This window comes from Micromonospora sp. WMMD980, assembly GCF_029626035.1.
Classification (GTDB): domain Bacteria; phylum Actinomycetota; class Actinomycetes; order Mycobacteriales; family Micromonosporaceae; genus Micromonospora.
Map to the genome: position 1 here is coordinate 2,637,165 of NZ_JARUBE010000003.1, position 18,373 is coordinate 2,655,537.

2 protein-coding genes are annotated in these 18,373 nt (G+C 77.4%); both read right to left on the reverse strand.

The features are described from left to right. Positions 1–25: 25 nt before the first annotated feature. Positions 26–9,874, reverse strand: coding sequence for a type I polyketide synthase (locus O7618_RS12650; protein WP_278106267.1), 9,849 nt, complete (start codon positions 9,872–9,874; stop codon positions 26–28). A gap of 25 nt (positions 9,875–9,899) precedes the next feature. After that, the gene (locus O7618_RS12655; protein ID WP_278106268.1) at positions 9,900–18,356 is read right to left on the reverse strand and encodes a type I polyketide synthase; all 8,457 of its coding nucleotides are present in this window, start codon (positions 18,354–18,356) and stop codon (positions 9,900–9,902) included. Positions 18,357–18,373 lie beyond the last annotated feature (17 nt).

Below are 18,373 nucleotides of genomic sequence, written 5' to 3' on the forward strand. Positions count from 1 at the left end.
CCGCCCGGGCCCCGTCGTCGTGCGCTCAGCGCAGGCCGGCGAGCCACCCGCTGACCGCGGCGGCCGTCTCACCGGCGTGCTCGGCCATGATCGAGAAGTGGTTGCCGGTCACGTCGACGGCGGTGTGCGGCAGCTCCCAGCCGGCCCGCCAGTCGTCGTCGCGGTCCCACGGGCCCAGCGGCTCGGTGGCCCGCACCACGAGCGTCGGCGTCTCGATCTCGCGGGCCTCGAAGCCGCCGCTCATCACGCCGTAGTGACCCTGCGCGGTGAGCCGGATGTCGTCCATCGGCACGTACTGGTGCTGCCGCTCGAGGACGCCCGTGGACAGCTCGTTCTGCCAGACCTCGTGCATCGGCCGGGACAGCGGGTAGGTGTCGACGAGCACCAGGCCGGCCGGCACCACGTCCTCCTCCTCCAGGTAGCGGGTCAGCGCGTGCGCCAGGATCCCGCCTCCGGAGTGCCCGACCAGGACGAACGGGTCGTCCCCCACCAGCTCGCGCAGGCACCGGGCCTGCCAGGCGAGCATCACGTACGCGTCGGCCGGCAGCAGCTCACCGCGACCGAAGCCCGGCACCGGCAGCACCGACACGTCACGCTCGCCCCGGAACGCCGCGGCGAAGCGGGCGAACTCGTGCGGTCCGCCGGCCGCCGTGGTGCCGGTGTGGCACACCAGCCGGGGCGTGCGGTCGCCGCGCACCAGGGTGACCGGGTGCGGCCCGTCGGCCATCTGGGCCGGGTCGGTGAAGACCGGCCGGAACTGCGAGGCCTCGTACGCCATCTTCATGAAGTCGACGACCCGGTTCGTCCGGATCGCCTCGCGGTAGAGCGAGTTGAGCAGGCCGACCGGGTTCTCGTCGTCGGGCGCGATGCCCAGCAGTGGCGCCGCCGGGTCGCCGGTCACCCCGGCCGACGAGAGCAGCGCCTGCTCCACGTGTGCGGCCAGCAGCACCGCCGACGGGTGGTCGAACGCCGCCGTGGGGCTCAGCGTCAGGCCGGTGGCCGCCTGGAGCCGGGTGCGCAGCTCGATCGAGGTGAGCGAGTCGAAGCCCAGTTCGAGGAACTTGTCGTCGGCGCCCACCGCCTCGGCGGTCGGGTGTCCGAGGACCCGGGCGGCGTGGTCGCGGACCAGGTCGAGCAGGATCGGCCGCCGCTCGTGCGGGGGCGCCGCGAGCAGCGTCTCGCGCAGCTCCCGCGCGCCGGGGGCCGGCGACTGCGGCCGGGCGGCCAGGCCGCGTACCTCGGGAACGTCGTCGAAGAACGGCCGTGGTCCGCTCGCGGTCATCGTCTCGACGAAGGGCTGCCAGCGGACGTCGGCGACGACGAGCGTGGTGTCGTCGTGCTCGATCGCCTGGCCGAGCGCGGCCAGCGCCGCGCCCGGCGCCATCGCCGGCAGCCCGAGCCGCTCCAGCCGGTCGCGGATCTCCGGGGCGCCGGAGACGCCCTCGGGGTCGTCCCACGGTCCCCAGGCGACGGACGTCGCGGGCCGGCCGTCCGCCCGCCGCCGCTCGGCGAGCGCGTCGAGGTAGGCGCCGGCGGCGGCCGTGGTGGCCTGCCGGCTGCCGCCCCAGACGCCGGCGGCGGAGGAGAACAGCACGAAGGCCGTCAGCGGCAGGTCCCGGGTCAGCTCGTCCAGGTGCCGGGCGCCGGTCAGCTTGGCGGCCGTCGCGGCGGCGACGGTCTCCGGTGTCAGCGCCGCGAGCGGGGTGTCGTCCCGGACCCCGGCGGCGTGGAAGACCGCGGTGAGCGGCTCGTCGGCGCCGATCCGGTCGAGCAGCCCGGCGAGCGCGGCACGGTCGGCGACGTCGCAGGCCACCACCGTGACCCGGGTGCCCGACGCGGCCAGCTCGTCCAACTCCGGAACGCTCGTGGCGGCGCGGCCGGCCAGCACGACGTGCGGGGCGCCCCGGTCGGCCAGCCAGCGGGCCAGGCGCCGGCCGAGCGCGCCGGTGCCGCCGGTGACCAGCACGGTGCCCTCCGGCTTCCAGGGCGCGGGCGCGGCGGTCAGCGGCGCCCGGACGAGTCGCCGCCCGAACGTGCCGGCCGGCCGCAACGCCACCTGGTCGTCGGCGCCGGAGGCGAGCACCCGGACGAGTTCCGCCGCCACCCGGTCGTCGACGACGGCCGGCAGGTCGACCAGGCCGCCCCAGCGCTCCGGGTGCTCCAACGCGATCACCCGGGCCAGGCCCCAGACGGCGGCCTGGTCGGGGTCCACCGGCGCGTCCGAGCGCCCCTGGGCCACGGCGCCCCGGGTGACCGTCCACAGCGGCGCGTCGATCCGGTTCACCAGGTCGAGCGTGGAGTCGACGGTCGGTGCGAGCGTCACCACGCCGGCCGGGGACGCGCCGGGCCCGACCTGCGCCGCGGTGAGCACGGTGGGCACGGCGCCCCGGTTCCGCAGCGCCACGGCGACCAGGTCGGCCAACGTCCGGACCCGGGGATCCTCGGGCGCGACGACCAGCCAGTCGCCGGCCAGCGAACCGGGGCTGCCGTCCGGCAGCGCGGCCCAGGCGACCCGGTAGCGCCACGGCGTCGCCTCGACGACGTCCGTCGCCGGTTCCGGCGTCAACCAGTAGCGCTGGTGCTGGAACGGGTACGTCGGCGCCGGCACGCGCCGGCCGCCGGAGCCGGCGTAGACCGCCGTCCAGTCCGGGGAGACGCCGGCGACGTGCAGGCGGGCCAGCGCCTCGAACACGGAACCGGTCTCGTCCCGGCCCTCGCGCAGCGTCGGCACCACCAGCGGCGCGTCGGCGTCGGCGAGCGACAGCCGGGCCATGCCGGTCAGCACGCCGGCCGGGCCGACCTCGACGAACCGGGTGACGCCGGTCGCGGCGAGGTGGCCGACGCCGTCGGCGAAGCGCACCGGCTCGCGCACCTGACGCAGCCAGTACGCGGCGGAGAACTCCTCGACCGGCTCGCCGGTGAGGTTGGAGACGACCGGGATCCGGGGCCGCCGGTAGGTCAGCCCGGCGAGCACGCCGGCGAACTCGGCGAGCATCGGCTCCATCCGCGCCGAGTGGAACGCGTGCGAGACGCGCAGCCGGCTGGTGCGGCGGCCGAGCCCGGCGAAGTGCGCGGCGACCGCGTCGACGGCGTCAGCGTCGCCGGAGACGACGACGGCGCGCGGCGCGTTGACCGCGGCGATCTCGACGCCGGTACGCAGGGCGGCGCGGACCTCGTCCTCGTCGGCCTGGACCGCGAGCATCGCCCCGCCGGCCGGCAGCGCGTCCATCAGGCGGCCCCGGGCGGCGACGAGCGTGCAGGCGTCGTCCAGCGACAGCACGCCGGCGACGTGCGCGGCGGCGATCTCGCCGATCGAGTGGCCGAGCACCGCGTGCGGGCGGATCCCCCACGACTCCAGCAGCCGGTACAGGGCGACCTCGACGGCGAACAACGCGGCCTGCGCGTAGCCGGTGCGGTCGAGCGCCTCGGCGTCGGCGTTCAGCACGTCGCGCAGCGGCCGGTCCAGCAGGGCGTCGAAGCGGGCGCAGGCGGCGTCGAAGGCGTCCGCGTAGGCGGGGAAGCGGTCGTGCAGGTCGCGGCCCATCCCGAGGCGCTGGGCCCCCTGGCCGGTGAACATCATCGCCAGCCGGCCCTCGGCCGCGCGGCCGTGCGGCACTCCCCCGGCCTCCGGGTCGCCGGCCGCCAGCGCGTCCAGCCCGGCGAGCAGCCCGGCGCGGTCGGCGGCGAGCACCACCGCGCGGTGGTCGAGCGCGGCCCGACCGGTCGCCAGCGTGCGGCCGATGTCCGCGGGCGTGTCGGCGCCCTCGGCCACGAAGGCGCGCAGCCGCGCCGCCTGGGCCCGCAGCCCGTCGGCGGTCCGGGCCGCCAGCGGTACGGGCACCGGGCCCGACCCCGCGGCCGGCTCGTCCCGTGCCGGCGTCGGGGGCGCCTCCTCCACGATGACGTGGGCGTTGGTGCCGCTGATGCCGAACGCGGAGATACCCGCCCGGCGCGGTCGCTCCCCCGGCGTCCACGGCACCGGCTCGGTGAGCAGCTCGACCGAGCCGGCCGCCCAGTCGACGTGCGGGGTGGGCGTGTCGACGTGCAGCGATCGGGGCAGCTCGTGGTGGCGCAACGCGAGCACCATCTTGATCAGGCCGGCCGCGCCGGCCGCGAACTGGGTGTGCCCGAGGTTCGACTTGACCGAGCCCAGCCGCAGCGGACGGTCCGCCGGGCGGTCCCGCCCGTACGTGGCGATCAACGCCTGGGCCTCGATCGGGTCGCCGAGCGTGGTGCCGGTGCCGTGCGCCTCGACCGCGTCCACGTCCGACGCGTCGATCCCGGCGTCGGCCAGGGCCTGCCGGATCACCCGCTGCTGGGACGGGCCGTTCGGCGCGGTGAGCCCGTTGGACGCCCCGTCCTGGTTGACCGCGGTCCCGCGCACCACGGCGAGCACCTCGTGCCCGTGCAGTCGGGCGTCGGAGAGCCGTTCCAGCAGCACCAGTCCGGCGCCCTCGGACCAGCCGGTGCCGTCCGCCGCCGCCGCGAACGGCTTGCACCGGCCGTCGGCGGCGAGCCCGCCCTGCTTGCCGAACTCGGCGAACACCGCCGGGGTCGGCATCACGGTCACGCCGCCGACCAGCGCCATGGCGCACTCGCCGCGGCGCAGCGCCTGCGCCGCCAGGTGCAGCGCGACGAGCGCCGAGGAACACGCCGTGTCGATGGTGACGGCCGGCCCCTCCAGGCCGAACGTGTAGGAGATCCGGCCGGACATCACGCTGCCGGCGTTGCCGGTCATGTAGTGGCCCTCGGCGTCCGGCGGCAGCGCGACGCCCGCGCCGTAGCCGGTCGAGGCGCCACCGACGAACACGCCGGTGGCGCTGCCGCGCAGCGAACGGGGGTCCAGTCCGGCCCGCTCGAACGTCTCCCAGGCGGTCTCCAACAGTTGCCGCTGCTGCGGGTCCATGGCGACCGCCTCGCGCGGCGAGATCCCGAACAGGCCGGGATCGAACAGCGCCGCGTCGTACAGGAAGCCGCCCTCGGGCGCGAAGCCCGCGTCCCGGATCTCGGGCCAGCCCCGGTCGGTGGGGAAACCGGAGACGCCGTCGCCGCCGTCGGCCAGCAGCCGCCACAGCTCCTCCGGCGACCGGACGCCCCCGGGGAACCGGCAGGCCATCCCGACGATCGCCAGGGGCTCGGCGCCGGGTACGGCGAGCGGCTCCGGCGCGGCGGTCAGGTCCCCGCCGGCCACCAGCTCGCCGAGCAGGTGACCGGCGAGGTCGTGCGGGGTCGGGTAGTCGAAGACGAGCGTGGCCGGCAATCGCAGCCCGGTGACGCCGGCCAGCAGGTTGCGCAGGTCGAGCGCGGTGAGCGAGTCGAAGCCGAGGTCGCGGAACGCCTTCGCCGGCTCGATCGCGTCACCCGACGGATGGCCGAGCACCAGCGCGGCGTGCCCACGAACGAGGTCCAGCAGGATGGCCGGCCGTTCGGCGGCGTCGGCCGCGGCGAGGCGCGCGGCGAGCGAGCCGGCCGGGCTCTCGTCGGCGACGCCGGGTTCGGGGGTGACCGCCCGCACCTCGGCCAGGTCGGCGATGAGCGGGCTGGGTCGGGTGGCGGTGAACGCGGGGGCGAACCGGGGCCAGTCGATGTCCACCACGGCGAGGTCGGTCTCGTCCCGGTCGACGGCGGCGGCCAGGGCCGACATCGCGGTCGCCGGTTCCATCGCCGGTACCCCGGCGGTCCGCAGCCGGCGCTGGACCACCTCGTCGGCGGCCAGGCCGGCGCCGGCCCACGCGCCCCACGCGATCGACGTCGCCACCTGTCCCCGGTCGCGGCGGCGTCGGGCCAGCGCGTCCAGGGCGGCGTTGGCGGCGGCGTAGTTGGCCTGGCCGGCGGCGCCGATCGTGCCGGCGATCGAGCTGAACAGGACGAACATCGACAGCGGCCGGTCGGCGGTGAGGTCGTCCAGCACCTCGGCGGCGGCCGCCTTGGCCCGCAGCACGGCGTCGAGTCGAGCCGGGTCGAGCGTGTCGATCACCCCGTCGTCGACGACCGCGGCGGCGTGCACGACCCCGGTCAGCGGGTGGCCGGCGGGAATCGCGGCCAGCACCCCGGCCAGCGCGTCCCGGTCGGCGACGTCGCAGGCCGCGACCGTCACCGCGGTGCCGCGCCCGGTCAGCTCGGCCACCAGGTCGTCCGCGCCGGGCGCGTCCGGTCCGCGCCGGCTGACCAGCAGCACGTGCGGGACGCCGCGGTCGGCCAGCCAGCGGGCGATCGTGGCGCCGAGGGCGCCGGTGCCGCCGGTGACGAGGACGGTGCCGTCCGTGCCCCAGCGGGCCGGCCCGGCGGGGGCCGGCGCCGCGCGGACGAGGCGACAGGCGAGGACGCCGGAGCCGCGGACGGCGAGCTGGTCCTCACCGTGGCCGCCGCCCAGCACGGCCGCCAGCCGTCGGCCGTCCCGCTCGGACAGCTCCTCGGGCAGGTCGACCAGGCCGCCCCAACGGTCCGGCAGCTCCAGCGCGGCGACCCGGCCGAAGCCCCACGCCTGCGCCTGCGCGACGCCGCGCTGCCGGTCGGACCGGCCGGTCGAGACCGCGCCGCGGGTCAGGCACCAGAGCGGCGCCGGCGTGCCCGCGTCGCCGAGCGCCTGCACCAGCGCCACGGTGGCGGCGAGCCCGGCCGGTACGGCGTCCGACCCGGCGGCCGGCGTCTCCACGGTGGCCAGCAGCGAGACGACGCCCGCCGGGTCGGCCTCGGCGAGCACGTCGAGCAGCAGCTCGGTCAGTTCGGCCCGGTCGGTGGCCGCCGCGTCGACGGCGACGGCGCGCACCTCGGCGCCCGCGACGCGCAGCGCGGCGGTCACCTCGGCCGCCCCGGCCGCGTCGTCCGTGTCGTGCGCCAGCAGCCAGGTGCCGTCGAGTGTCCCGGCCGACAGGTCGGCCAGCGGCTTCCAGGTGGTGCGGTAGCGCCAGGAGTCCACCGTGCACTCGGTGCGGCGGCGGCTGCGCCACGCGGAGAGGGCGGGCAGCACGTCGTGGAGCCCGTCGGCGGGGTCGAGCCCGAGCGTGCCGGCGACGCCGTCGAGGTCGCGGCGCTCGACCGCCTCCCAGAACCGCGTCTCCGCCGGGTCGGCCGGCGCGGCCGGGCCGGCGGGCGGGGCGGCCGCACCGGCCGGCGCGTCGATCCAGTAGCGCTGTCGCAGGAACGCGGTGGTCGGCAGCGGGTGGAGCCGGGGTCGCGTGGCGGCGAAGAACGCGGTCCAGTCGACCTCGACCCCGTGCGCGTGGAGCTGAGCCAGCGCGCGTACCGCGGCCTCGGGCTCCGGACGGTCCGCGCGCAGCGCGGTCGCCAACGCGGGCGTCTCGCCGTCCGGCGCGCCGGCGTCCGGGGCCTCGTCGAGGGCGAGCCGGACCAGGCCGGTGAGCGTGCCGTCCGGGCCGAGTTCGAGGAAACGGGTGACGCCCTCGCGGCGCAGCCACTCGACGCCGTCGGCGAAGCGGACGGCCGACCGGGCGTGCCGGGCCCAGTAGTCGCCGGAGCGCATCTCCGGCCCGGCCGGCGCGCCGGTCAGGTCCGAGACGATCGGAATGGTGGGCTCGGCGTGGGTCAGGCGCGCGCCCACCGCGCCGAGTTCGGTCAGGATCGGATCCATCCGGGCCGAGTGGAACGCGTACGCGCCGCGCAGCAGCGTGGTCTTGCGGCCGGCGTCCCGCCAGTGGACGGCCAGCTCCTCGACCGCGTCCCGGTCGCCGGAGACCACCACCGAGGACGGGCCGTTGACCGCGGCCAGGTCGGCCCGGCCGGCGTACCCGGTCAGTGCCTCGCGGGCCTCGTCGGCGCTCGCCCGGACCGCCATCATCACGCCGCCGGGCGGCAGCTCGTCCATCAGCCGGCCGCGCGCGGCGACCAGCTCGCAGGCGTCGGCGAGCGTGAGCACGCCGCCGACGTGCGCGGCCACCACCTCGCCGAACGAGTGCCCGAGCAGGTAGTCGGGCCGGACCCGCCAGGACTCGAAGAGCCGGAACAGCGCGACCTCGACGGCGAACGTCGCCGGCTGGGTCCAGGTGGTGCGGTCGAGCAGCGCGGCGTCGTCGGAGGCGAACACCACGTCGCGCAGCGGCCGGTCGAGCAGCGGGCCGAAGGCCGCGCACACGTCGTCGAACGCCGCCGCGAACGCCGGGTACGCCGCGTACAGCTCCCGGCCCATGCCGGCGCGCTGCACGCCCTGGCCGGGGAAGAGGAACGCGAGCTTGCCGGAGCCGGCCGCCCCGGTCAGCGCGTACGGCGAGGGCTCGCCCGCCTCGATCGCGGCCAGCCCGGCGGCAACGGTGCCGGTGTCCCCGGCCACCACCACCGCCCGGTGCTCGTGCCGGCCCCGCGAGGCGACCAGCGACCACGCCACGTCGGCCCGGTCCAGGTCGCCGGCGCCGTCGACGAACTCCCGCAGCCGCCCGGCCTGGGCCCGCAGCCCCTCGGGGGTGCGGCCGGTGACCACCCAGGGCAGCGGCCCGGTCTCCGGTCGCGGGTCCCGTTCCGGCGCGGGCTCGACCGGCGGCGCCTGCTCGACGATGGTGTGCACGTTGGTGCCGCTGATCCCGAACGAGGAGACCGCCGCCCGCCTCGGCGCGCCGGTCTCCGGCCAGGGCCGGGCCTCGGTCAGCAGGCTGACGTCGCCCGCGCTCCAGTCGACGTGCGGCGTCGCGGTGTCGGCGTGCAGGGTGCGGGGCAGCAGGCCGTGCCGCATGGCCAGCACCATCTTGATCACGCCGGCGACGCCGGCGCCCTGCTGGATGTGGCCGATGTTCGACTTCAGCGAGCCGAGGTGCAGGGGGCGGCCCGGCGGGCGCTGCCGGCCGTACGTGGCGATCAGCGACCGGGCCTCGATCGGGTCGCCGAGCGGGGTGCCGGTGCCGTGCGCCTCGACGGTGTCGATCTGCTCGGGCGAGAGCCGGGCGTCGGCCAGCGCCGCCCGGATGACGCGTTGCTGGGCCGGGCCGCTCGGCGCGGTCAGGCCGTTGGAGGCGCCGTCGGAGTTGACCGCCGAGCCGCGGATCACCGCGAGCACCTCGTGGCCGTTGCGGCGCGCGTCGCCGAGCCGTTCCAGCAGCAGCACCGCGGCGCCCTCGGCGAAGCCCATGCCGTCGGCGCCGGCCCCGAACGCCTTGCACCGGCCGTCGGCGGCGAGCACCCGCTGTCGGCTCAGCTCCAGCACGCTGATCGGGTTGGGGATGACCGTCACGCCGCCGGCGATGGCCAGCGTGCACTCCTGCCGGCGCAGCGCCTGGGTGGCCAGGTGCAGGCTGACGCTCGACGACGAGCAGGCGGTGTCCACGGTGAGCGTCGGGCCCTCGGTGCCGAGGACGTACGCGACGCGCCCGGACACCACGGACAGCGAGCTGCCGGTGACCAGGTAGCCCTCGGACCCGGTGGCCGCGCCGACCGCCCCGGCGCTGTAGCCGAGCGAGCTGGCGCCGAGGAAGACGCCGGTGGGCGTGCCGCGCAGCGCGGTCGGCGCGATGCCGGCCCGCTCGACGGTCTCCCAGCACACCTCCAGGATCATCCGCTGCTGCGGGTCCATCGCGATGGCCTCGCGCGGGCTGATGCCGAAGAAGCCCGGATCGAACATGGTCGCGTCGGCCACGTAACCGCCGGCGGCGGAGTACGTCGTGCCCGCGTGCTCCGGGTCCGGGTCGTAGTAGTCGGCCAGGTCGAAGCCGCGGTCGGCGGGGATCGGGCCGACCGCGTCGACCGCGCCGGCGACCAGCCGCCACAGGTCGTCGGGCCCGGTGACGCCGCCGGGCAGCCGGCAGCCCATCGCGACGATCGCGATCGGGTCCTGGTCGCCAGACTCGGCGGTACGCAGCCGCTGCCGGGTGTCGTGCAACTCGGCGATGACCCGCGCCAGATAGCCGCGCAGTTTCTCCTCGTTGTCCATGCGAACATCGATCCTTCCGGGAGGGTCAGGCGAGGCCGAGGTCCTGGTCCACGAGGGCGAAGAGCTCTTCACTGGAGGCCGAACCGAGCTTGTCGATGAGGTCGGGGTCGGTGGCCGGCGCGGCCGGGGCGGCACCCCGGGCGTGCCGGTCGAGCAGGGCTTCGAGCCGGAGCACGATGCGGATCCGGTCGATGTCGTCGGCCGGCAGGCCGCCCAGCGCGGTGTCGAGCCGGTCCAGCTCGGCCTCCGACGGCAGGGCGTCCGCCGCCCCCGCCGGGCCGAGTTCGGCGGCGATCCAGGCGGCCAGCGCCGCCGGGGTCGGGTGGTCGAACACCAGCGTCGCCGGCAGGGTCAGGCCGGTGGCCTCGGCCAACCGGTCCCGCAACTCGACCGAGGTGAGCGAGTCCAGGCCGAGTTCGCGGAACGCGCGGCCGGGTTCGATCGCGCCGCTGGAGACGTGCCCGAGCACCGCCGCGACGTGCGACCGGACCAGGTCGAGCAGCGCCCGTTCCCGATCGGCCGGGGCGAGCGCCGCCAGCTCCCGGCGGCTGGTGTCCCGGTCCGGGTCGCCGCCGGGCTCCGGGGCCGTGTCGCGCCGGCCGGCGACGTCCGGCAGGTCGGCGATCAGCGGGCTGGGCCGGGGCGCGGTGAACGCCCGGGCGAACCGTGCCCAGTCCACGTCGGCCACGGTGACGGTGGTGTCGCCGTGCTCCAGCGCCTGTTCGAGGGCGGCGACGGCGTCGTCCGGGTCGAGCAACGGCAGGCCGATGCGGCGCATCCCGCTCTCCGCGTCCGGGTGCACCATGCCCCCGCCGCGCCACGGCCCCCAGGCGACCGAGAGCACCCGGGCGGCCGGGGCCCGCCGGCTGCGGGCGAGCGCGTCGAGGTAGGCGTTGGCGGCGGCGTACGCGCCGTGCCGGCCGCCGCCCCAGGTCGCCGCGATCGACGAGAAGTAGACGACGGTGTCGAGCTGCGCCGGGTCGAGCAGCTCCGCCAGGTGCCGGGCGCCGGCGACCTTGCCGGAGGCGATCGCGGCCAGCTCGTCCGGCCCGGTGTCGGCCACGTCGACGAGCGTGTTGACGCCGGCGACGTGGAACACGGTCCGGACCGGGTCACCTGCTGCCGCAAGGCCGTCGAGCAGGTCGCGTACCTGGTCGCGGTCGGTGAGGTCGCAGGCCGCGACCGTCACCCGGCTGCCGGTGGCGGCCAGGTCGTCGGCCAGCTCCGGCTCGGCGCGGCCACCGCGGCTCACCAGGACCAGGTGCTCGGCGCCCCGGCCGGCCAGCCAGCGGGCGACCCGCACGCCGAGCGCGCCGGTGCCGCCGGTCACCAGCACGGTGCCGCGCGGCGCCCACGGCCGGGCGGGCTTCGGCCCGACCGGCGCCCGCTCGATGCGGCGCAGGAACGCGCCGGCGGTCCGCAGCGCGATCTGGTCCTCGCCGTCGCCGCCGGCCAGCGCGGCGACGAGGCGGTCCGCGGCGCGGCCGTCCGGGGAGGTCGGCAGGTCGATCAGGCCGCCCCAGCGGGAGGGGCTCTCCAGCGCGGCGACCCGGCCGAGACCCCAGATCCCGGCCTGCTCCGGGCGGTCCACCGGCTCGGCGCCGACGGCGACCGCGCCGCGCGTCACGCACCACAGCCGGCCCTGCGTCACGGCCCGCAGCAGGGCCACGGTCGCGGCGAGCCCGGCGGTGACGACCGGGTGCTCCGGGTGCGGGGTCTCGTCGAGGGCGAGGAACGACAGCACGCCGGCCGCGCCGTCGAGCTGCTCCGCCGGGGCGGCGTCACCGGCCACCACGGTGGTCTCGGCGCCCGCCGCGGTGAGGGCGGCGAGGGTGGCGAGGACGTCCGGGTCGGCGGCGTACGCGGGCGGTACCACGACCACCCACCGTCCGGTCAGCGGCGCGAACGGCAGGTCGGCGGCCGCCGTCCAGCCGGCGACGTACCGCAGGCCGTCGAGCCGGCCGGACCGCACGCCACGGCGGTGCCACGCGGACAGGGCGGGCAGCAGCTCGCGCACCGCGTCCGGCCGGTCCACGGCCAGCGTGCCGGCCAGCGACTCGGCGTCGGACCGGTCGACGGCGTCCCAGAAGGACGCCTCGAAGCCGGCGGCGGCGCCGGGCGCCGGGGCCGGGGTGGCGGACGGCAGCGGCCAGAACCGCCGGCGTTGGAACGCGTACGTGGGCAGGTCGGCGACCGCGCCGGCCGGGGGCAGCACGGTGGACCAGTCCACCGGGACGCCCCGCACGTACGCCTCGGCGAGGCTGGTCAGCAGCCGCCGCGGGCCGCCGTCGTCGCGGCGCAGCGTGCCGACCACGTCGGAGCGGCGCCCCGCGTCGGTCAGCAGTTCGGCGAGCGGCACGGCGAGCACCGGGTGCGGGCTGACCTCCAGGAACACGGCGCCGTCGGGCAGGGCGAGGACCGCCCGGTCGAAGCGGACCGTCTCGCGCAGGTTGCGGAACCAGTAGTCGCCGTCCATGGTCGTGGTGTCCAGGCGCTCGCCGGTGACCGACGAGTAGAGCGGCACCGTCGACGGGCGGCCGGTCACGCCGGCCAGCAGCCGCCGCAGCGGCTCCCGCAGCGGCTCGACGTGCGCGGTGTGCGACGCGTAGACGACCGGAACCCGCTTGACCCGTACGCCCCCGGTCTCGCCGGCCGCCAGCAGCTCGGTCAGCGCCTCCTCGTCGCCACCGATTACGACGGCGGTCGGGCCGTTGACCACGGCGACCTCCAGCCGGTCGGCCCACGGCGCGATCCAGTCGGCGGCCTCGTCGGGCGGCAGCGCGACCGACACCAGGCCACCGCGGCCGGCGATCAGGCGCAGCTCACGGGAGCGCAGCGCGACCACGGTGGCGGCGTCGGTCAGGCTGAGCGCGCCGGCCACGCAGGCCGCCGCGATCTCGCCCTGGCTGTGCCCGACCACCGCGGCCGGTCGGACGCCGTGCGAGCGCCACACCTCGGCCAGCGCCACCATCACGGCGAACAGCATCGGCTGGACGACGTCGTCGCGGTCCAGCGCCGGGGCGCCCCCGACGCCGAGCAGCACGTCGTGGGGGGACCAGTCGAGGTGCGGGGTGAGGGCGTGCGCGCAGGCGTCGAAGCGTGCGGCGAAGGCGGGGTGGCGCTGGTAGAGCTCGCGGGCCATGCCGGCCCACTGCGAGCCCTGGCCGGGGAAGACGAAGACCACCTCGGCCGTACTCCGGGCGACGCCGGGCACGACGCCGGGCGCCGGCTCACCGGTGGCCAGCGCGGCCAGGCCGCCGGTGAGTTCGGCCGGGTCGTGGCCGACCACGACGGCCCGGTGCTCGAACCGGGACCGCCGGGCGAGGGCCGCGGCGACGTCGGCCACCGGCCGGTCGGCGTGCTCCGCCAGGTACGCACGCAGGCGTTGGGCCTGGGCCCGGACCGCCTCGGCGGAGCGCCCGGAGAGCACCCACGGCACCGGCCCGCCGTCGGCCGGCTGTTCGGCGGCGGCGTCCGGGGCCGACTCGGCCGGGGCCTGCTCGATGATCAGGTGGGCGTTGGTGCCGCTCGCGCCGAAGGACGACACGGCGGCCCGGCGGGGGCGGCCGGTCTCCGGCCAGGGCCGCGCCTCGGTGACCAACTCGACGGCGCCGGCGCTCCAGTCGACGTGCGGGGTGGGCGCGTCGACGTGCAGGGTGCGGGGCAGCACGCCGTGCCGCATGGCGAGCAGGATCTTGATGATCCCGGCGATGCCGGCGGCGGCCTGGGTGTGGCCGATGTTGGACTTCACCGAGCCGAGCCGGAGCGGCTGGTCGGCCGGGCGTTCCTGCCCGTAGGTGGCGAGCAGCGCCTGGGCCTCGATCGGGTCGCCGAGCGTCGTGGCGGTGCCGTGCGCCTCGACCAGGTCCACCTCCGAGGAGTGCAGGCCGGCGTCGGCGAGGGCCGCCCGGATGACGCGCTGCTGGGCCGGGCCGTTGGGGGCGGTGAAGCCGTTACTGGCCCCGTCCTGGTTGAGCGCCCCGCCGCGGACCAGGCCGAGGACGGGGTGGCCGTGGCGACGCGCGTCGCTGAGCCGCTCGATGAGCACCACGCCGGCCCCCTCGCTCCAGCCGGTGCCGTCGGCGGCGGCGGCGAACGGCCGGCACCGGCCGTCGGAGGCGAGGCCGCCGAGGCGGCCGAACTCGGAGAACGGCCCCGGCGTGGCCATCACGGTCACGCCGCCGGCGAGCGCCATCGTGCACTCGCCGCGGCGCACCGCCGCGGCGGCGAGCTGGAGCGCCACCAGCGACGAGGAGCACGCGGTGTCGACCGAGAGGGCCGGGCCCTGCAACCCGAACGTGTAGGCCAGGCGACCGGAGATGACGGCGGCGCTGACGCCGGTGATCAGGTGGCCGCCGGCGCCGGTGTCGGTGTTGGTGAGCACCACGCCGTAGTCCTGGGTGTTGGTGCCGACGAACACGCCGGTGTCACTGCCGCGCAGGCGGTGCGGGTCGATCCCGGCCCGCTCGACGGTCTCCCAGACGGTCTCCAGCAGGACGCGCTGCTGCGGGTCCATGGCCAGCGCCTCACGGGGGCTGATGTCGAAGAACGCCGCGTCGAAGTCGCCGGCGTCGTAGAGGAAGCCGCCGGCGCGCGGGTAGTCGACCGGGTCGGCGTCCGGGTCCCAGCCCCGGTCGGCCGGGAACTCGCCGATGGCGTCGCCGCCGGACTCCAGCAGCCGCCAGAACTCCTCCGGCGACCGGACGCCGCCCGGGTAGCGGCACCCGACGGCGACGATGGCGATCGGGTCGTCGTCCGTCTCCGGCCGGGCCACCGGCGGCGTCGGCTCCGGCTCGTCGGCCGGCACGGCGTCGAGCTGCCGCTCGATGTGCGCCCCGAGCACGGCCGGGGTCGGGTAGTCGAAGATCAGCGTGGCCGGCAGCCGGATCCCGGTGCGGGCCTTCAGCCGGCCGCTCAGCTCGACCGCGGTCACCGAGTCGAAGCCGAGGTCGTCGAAGGCGCGGTCGACCTCGACGGCGTCCGCGCCGGCGTGGCCGAGCACCTCCGCGGCCTCGGCCAGCACGGTCGCCAGGACGAGACGTGCCCGCTCCCCCGGTTCGGCGGCGGCGAGTTCGGCGAGCAGCGTCGGCCGGGCCGGTGCGGCATCGGGTTCGGCGGTCACGGCGGCCTCGGGTAGGTCGGCGAGCAGCGCGCTGCGCCGCGCCGACCGGAAGCCCGGCGCGAAGCGCGGCCAGTCGACGTCGGCCACGACCAGGTCGGCGTCGCCCGCGTCGACGGCGGCCGCGAGCGCCTCGATCGCCGCCGCCGGCGCCATCGGCACCAGGCCGCGCCGGATCAGGTACGCGGCGGAGTCGTCCCCGGCCGCCATCCCGCCGCTGGCCCAGGCACCCCAGGCGATCGCGGTGGCGGTCAGCCCCGCGGACCGGCGGCGCTCGGCGAGGGCGTCGAGGTAGGCGTTGCCGGCGCTGTACGCGCCCTGCCCGCCGCCGCCCCACACCCCGGCGACCGAGGAGATCAGGACGAACCGCTCCAGCGGTCGGTCGGCGGTGAGCGCGTGCAGGTGGGCCGCGCCGGCGACCTTGGCCCGGACGGTGGCGGCGAACCCGGCCGGGTCCACGTCGGCGAGCGCGGCCGAGTCGGCGGCCCCGGCGGCGTGCACGACCGCGGTGAGCGGCCGGTCGGCGGGAATGCCGGCGAGCACACCGGCCAGCGCGTCCCGGTCGGCCACGTCGCAGGCGACGACGGTGACCGTGGTGGTGTCCGACGACAGTTCGGCGACGAGGTCCCGGGCGCCCGGCGCGTCCGGGCCGCCACGGCTGAGCAGCAGGACGTGCGGGGCGCCGCGTCCGGCCAGCCAGCGGGCGACGTGCCCGCCGACCGCCCCGGTGCCGCCGGTGACCAGCACCGTCCCGCGGGGACGCCAGGACTCGGCGGGGTCGGGGGCACCGGCGCGCACCAGTCGCCGACCGAACACACCGGAGGCGCGCACGGCCACCTGGTCCTCGACCGGTTCCCCGTCGGCGGCCGGGTTCGTGCCGGCGACGGCCAGCAGCGCGGCGAAGCGGCGGCCGTCGCGGGCGGTCATCGCCGGCGGCAGGTCGACCAGGCCGCCCCAGCGCCGGGGGATCTCCAGCGCGGCGGCCCGGCCGAGCCCCCACACCTGGGCCTGGTCCGGCTCGCGCAGCGGGTCCGACCGGCCGGCGGAGACCGCGCCGCGGGTCACGCACCACAGTGGCGCGTCCAGCCCCACCGCGCCCAGCGCCTTGATCAGCGCCAGCGCCACCGACGCGCCGGCGGAGACTCCGACCGGCGCGGCGGGCCCGTCGGTCAGGGCCACCACGCCGGCGATGTCGTCGGCTTCGAGGATCGCGTCGAACAGCTCGTCGGTCAGGGTCTCGGCGTCGGCCGCCGCCGGGCAGCGCACGGTGCGGGCGCCGGCCGCGTGCAGCGCCTCGACCACGTCGTCGCCGTCGCCGACGACCAGCCAGGTGCCGGTGAGCCGGCCGGCGGTCGGCTCGGGCAGCGGACGCCAGGTCACCCGGTAGCGCCAGGAGTCGATGACGGTCTCGGTCCGGCGGCGTTCGTGCCAGGAGGCGAGCGCGGGCAGCAGCGCGGTCAGCGACGCCTGCTCGGCCGCCGAGTCCAGGCGCAGCGCCCGGGCCAGGCCGTCGTGGTCGCGGCGGGTCACCGACTCCCAGAAGGCGCCGTCGGTGGTGCCGGACGGCGGCCGGGCCGCCGGGGCGGAGAGCCAGTAGCGCTCCCGCTGGAACGCGTACGTGGGCAGGGGATGCGGTTCCCCCGGCCGCTCGCCGGCGAGCACGTCGACCCGCTCCCCGGCGGCCCAGCGCGCGGCCAGCGCGACCGTCTCCGCCGGCGCGCCGTCCGCGACGACGACGGGTCCGTCCTCGGCACCCGTCGCCAGCGCGGTGAGCGCCCGGGCGAAGTCGCCCGGCTCACGGCCGAACACCACGGCGCGGTACTCGAACGCCGTGCGGGTGCCGGCCAGCGCGTACGCCACCGCGGCCGGGTCGGTGACGGTGCCGGCGAAGTCGGCGAGCGCGGCGGCCTGGGCGCGCAGCGCCGGGGCGGACCGGGCCGACACCAGCCACGGGACGACGTCCGGGGCCTCGACGGGTGGCGTGGGCGGAGTCTCGTACGCCGGCGCCTCCTCGACGATGACGTGGGCGTTGGTGCCGCTGATCCCGAACGAGGAGACCGCGGCGCGTCGCACCCGGTCCCCGGCCGGCCAGTCGCGCGCTTCGGTGAGCAGGCGGACCGCGCCCGCGGACCAGTCGACCTCCCGGGTGGGCTCGGCGGCGTGCAGGGTGCGGGGCAGCACGCCGGCCCGCAGGGCCAGCACCATCTTGATGACTCCGGCCACGCCGGCGGCGGCCTGGGTGTGGCCCACGTTGGACTTCACCGTGCCCAGCCAGAGCGGGTCGGCGCCGGCCGCCCGGCCCTGCCCGTACGTGGACAGCAGGGCCTGGGCCTCGATCGGGTCGCCGAGCCGGGTGCCGGTGCCGTGCGCCTCGACCGCGTCCACGTCGGCCGCCTCGATCCCGGCGTCGCGCAGCGCGTCGTCGATCACCCGCTGCTGCGACGGGCCGTTGGGGGTGGTGAGCCCGCTGGACGCGCCGTCCTGGTTCACCGCGGTGCCGCGCACCACGGCCAGCACCGGGTGCCCGTGGCGGCGCGCGTCGCTCAGCCGCTCCAGCAGCAGCACGCCGGCGCCCTCGGACCAGCCGGTGCCGTCGGCGCCGTCGGCGAAGGACTTGCACCGGCCGTCGCCGGCCAGGCCGCCCTGCCGGGCGAAGTCGAGGAAGGTGTCCGGGTTGACCATCACGGTGACGCCGCCGGCGAGCGCCAGGCTGGTCTCCCGCGCGCGCAGCGACCGGGCCGCGAGGTGCAGGGCGACCAGCGACGACGAGCACGCGGTGTCGACAGTCAGCGCCGGCCCCTCCAGACCGAGCGTGAACGCGACCCGCCCGGAGAACACACTGCCGGTGTTGCCGGTGCCGAGGAACGTCTCGACGCCGTCGGGGATGTCGAGGATCCGCTTGGCGTAGTCCTGGTACATCAGTCCGGCGAAGACGCCGGTCCGGCTGCCGCGCAGCGTGGACGGGTCGATGCCGGCCCGCTCGATCGCCTCCCAGGTGACCTCCAGCAGCAGCCGCTGCTGCGGGTCCATGGCCAGCGCCTCGCGCGGCGAGATGCCGAAGAAGCCGGCGTCGAACCGGGCGGCGTCGGGCAGGAAGCCGCCGACCGGTTCGAGCCCGGCCGGGATCGCCCCGAGGTCCCAGCCCCGGTCGGACGGGAAGGCGGACATCGCGTCCACACCGTCGTGGACCAGGTCCCAGAACCGTTCCGGGGTGTCGGCGTCGCCCGGGAAGCGGCAGCTCATCCCGATGACGGCGATCGGCTCGGCGTCCGCCTCCTCGACCGCGCGCAGCCGCTGCCGGACCTGGGCCAGGTCGGCGGTGACGCGCTTGAGGTATTCGCGGAGCTTCTCTTCGTTGGTCATCGCAGTCCTCCGCAGTC